Raw genomic sequence first — 2,275 nt, forward strand, 5'->3', positions numbered from 1 at the left:
GTTAATCTTTCTTCTGGTGTCATGTCTGATCACTTTGAATTTGAGAGATTTATCTATTAGATTCTTTTTTTTATCCTTATTTATGATATTAAACATTACTCAAAAATTAGGTAAGCATATGCGCTACAGATGGTGATAGCCGTAGGCTGAATGCTTACAAAATTAGTGCGTTCGCGTAGGGGCTCCATTCGCGTAGCGTGGCCCATTCGCGTAGCGTGGCCAATAGGCCAAGGCCAAGGAGCATCGGAAAGCGGTTCCTTACTGGCAGTGCCAGACGCTGCACGAACGAAACATCGCGTTATAGTTTGGTGGGTTAATAACGCACCAAACTAGTCGGAAACTGCTAGAGGTTTAATTCCCGGAGCGTCCATTATTGCTTTGATTTAATAAATATTCCCAAATCCGTCGTATTTCCTCTTGATTTTGACGTTGATAGGTTGCTAACTCGGAAAACAATTTTAAGGTCTCATTGAGGGAAACTCGTAATTGAGTAATTTCTGCTTGATTTTCCTCGATGGTCTGAGAGTGACGATTAATGTATCGTGCTGCTGTCTCTAACAAGTTCTCTACTTGAGTTAATCTTTCTTCTGGTGTCATGTCTGATCACTTTTAATTTGAGAGATTTATCTATTATATTCGATTTTTTATCATTATTTATGATGTTAAACATTACTAAAAAATTAGTGCGTTCGCGTAGCGGCTCCATTCGCGTAGCGTGGCCCAAAGGCCAAGGAGCATCGCATTCTAGTTTAGTGCGCTATTAAACCAATATAACAATTCTCTCCGCCCCCCCCGCCCCACACTCTTCGCCCTACTCCCTACTCCCTACTCCCTACTCCCTACTCCCTACTCCCTACTCCCGATAACGAAAGTACCTAACCCAATTGAGAACTGCTATAGTAATCAGAGTATTGCTAACTTTAAGGTAGGAGAATGACAGACAAAAATTTTGTAGCTGATAATGCTACTACCACAGAAATACTCGAACAAGTTATTGAGGAAATACAGCAAACTCCCCAAGAATACTTACCCAATTTGTTGCAGATAGTTCGTTTGTTTCGTGAGAGTGTTACACAGGATACGGCAGAACAAAGCTTTCGTCAGGGATGGCAAGAAGCCATGACAGGGAATACACTTCCTGTTTCACAGCTGTGGGATGGGATTGATCCAGAATGAACCAGCCAAAATCCAAATCAAGGTTACACCTGAATTCAAGAGAAGCCTACGCAATCTAGCCAAGCGGTATCGTAATATCCGCTCTGATGTCCAGCCGATTATTGATCAGTTACAGTCAGGTGAAATTATTGGGGATCAGATCCCAAGCATTCCCTACACGGTATTCAAGGTCAGGGTTAGGAATAGTAATATTCAAAAGGGTAAAAGTGGCGGTTACCGCTTTATTTACTACCTAAAAACTTCAAATAACATTATTTTGGTTACTATTTAATCAAAGTCATATCAAGGAGATATTACATCCGACAAAATCCAGAAAATTGTGGCTAATTTTAAATCCCAGTAATTCCCTTGTTTTAGTGCGTTCGCGTAGCGGCTCCATTCGCGTAGCGTGGCCCAAAGGCCAAGGAGCATCGCGTTCTAGTTTGGTCGGTTAATAACGCACCAAACCAGTGTTACAACGCTAGAAGTTTAATTCCCGGAGCGTCCATTACCGCTTTGATTTAATAAATATTCCCAAATCCGTCGTATTTCTTTTTGATTTTGACGAATCTCCTCTTGACTTTGACGTTGATAGGTTGCTAACTCAGAAAACAATCTTAAGGTCTCATTCAGAGAAACTCGTAATTGAGTGATGTCTGCTTGATTTTGCTCAATGGTCTGACTATGGCGATTAATGTATCGTGCTGCTGTCTCTAACAAGTTCTCTACTTGAGTTAATCTTTCTTCTGGTGTCATGTCTGATCACTTTTAATCTGATCTATTTATCTATTGTATTTTAGTTTTACTCCTTATTACCGATGTTAAACATTACTAAAAAATTAGTGCGTTCGCGAAGCGGTTCCTTACTGGCAGTGCCAGACGCTGCGCGAACGGAACATCGCCATCTAGTTTGGTACTTTATTAACCAACCAAAGCAATTACTTCTACCCTCTCCCTGGGCGTGTTAACCACACTTACCATATTTATTTTTATCATATTTACCACGCTTACCACGCTTACCACGCTGCACGCAAAGCTAAAATGTGGTAAACTAGGGGAATACGTATAAGCAGGTGGAGAAAAATCAACTACCATCAAAGAAGCTATTATCCACACCATT

Annotated in this window: 7 protein-coding genes; 2 read left to right on the forward strand and 5 right to left on the reverse strand. The window is 40.9% G+C overall.

Annotated features, from left to right (window positions below; genetic code table 11):
• Nucleotides 1–154: 154 nt before the first annotated feature.
• Both F6K49_RS42360 and F6K49_RS42365 read right to left on the reverse strand, forming a co-directional pair.
• Entirely contained in the window at nt 155–283 is a 129-nt protein-coding gene (locus F6K49_RS42360; RefSeq protein ID WP_293072657.1) for a hypothetical protein, read from the reverse strand.
• Nucleotides 284–351: 68 nt separating this feature from the next.
• Nucleotides 352–597: a hypothetical protein gene (locus tag F6K49_RS42365; protein WP_293054193.1), complete on the reverse strand. Its 246-nt coding sequence runs from the start codon at nt 595–597 to the stop codon at nt 352–354.
• Nucleotides 598–933: 336 nt separating this feature from the next.
• Between F6K49_RS42365 and F6K49_RS42370 the strand changes: the two genes are divergently transcribed.
• Both F6K49_RS42370 and F6K49_RS42375 read left to right on the forward strand, forming a co-directional pair.
• Entirely contained in the window at nt 934–1,176 is a 243-nt protein-coding gene (locus F6K49_RS42370) for a hypothetical protein (protein ID WP_293107375.1), read from the forward strand.
• On the forward strand, nt 1,157–1,447 hold the full coding sequence (locus F6K49_RS42375) for a type II toxin-antitoxin system RelE/ParE family toxin (RefSeq protein ID WP_366510676.1): 291 nt from the start codon (nt 1,157–1,159) through the stop codon (nt 1,445–1,447). Before F6K49_RS42370 ends, F6K49_RS42375 begins: the two co-directional genes overlap by 20 nt.
• A gap of 11 nt (nt 1,448–1,458) precedes the next feature.
• Here the strand turns inward: F6K49_RS42375 and F6K49_RS42380 are convergent, their stop codons facing one another.
• The 3 genes from F6K49_RS42380 to F6K49_RS42390 all read right to left on the reverse strand — a co-directional run.
• Complete coding sequence (locus F6K49_RS42380) at nt 1,459–1,587, reverse strand: hypothetical protein (protein WP_293107378.1); 129 nt, start codon at nt 1,585–1,587, stop codon at nt 1,459–1,461.
• Between the two features lie 57 nt (nt 1,588–1,644).
• Nucleotides 1,645–1,911: a hypothetical protein gene (locus F6K49_RS42385; RefSeq protein WP_293054202.1), complete on the reverse strand. Its 267-nt coding sequence runs from the start codon at nt 1,909–1,911 to the stop codon at nt 1,645–1,647.
• Nucleotides 1,912–2,076: 165 nt separating this feature from the next.
• A partial coding sequence (locus F6K49_RS42390; RefSeq protein WP_293107381.1) for a hypothetical protein occupies nt 2,077–2,275 on the reverse strand: 199 nt, incomplete at its 5' end.

It is taken from the genome of Moorena sp. SIO3I6, from assembly GCF_010672095.1.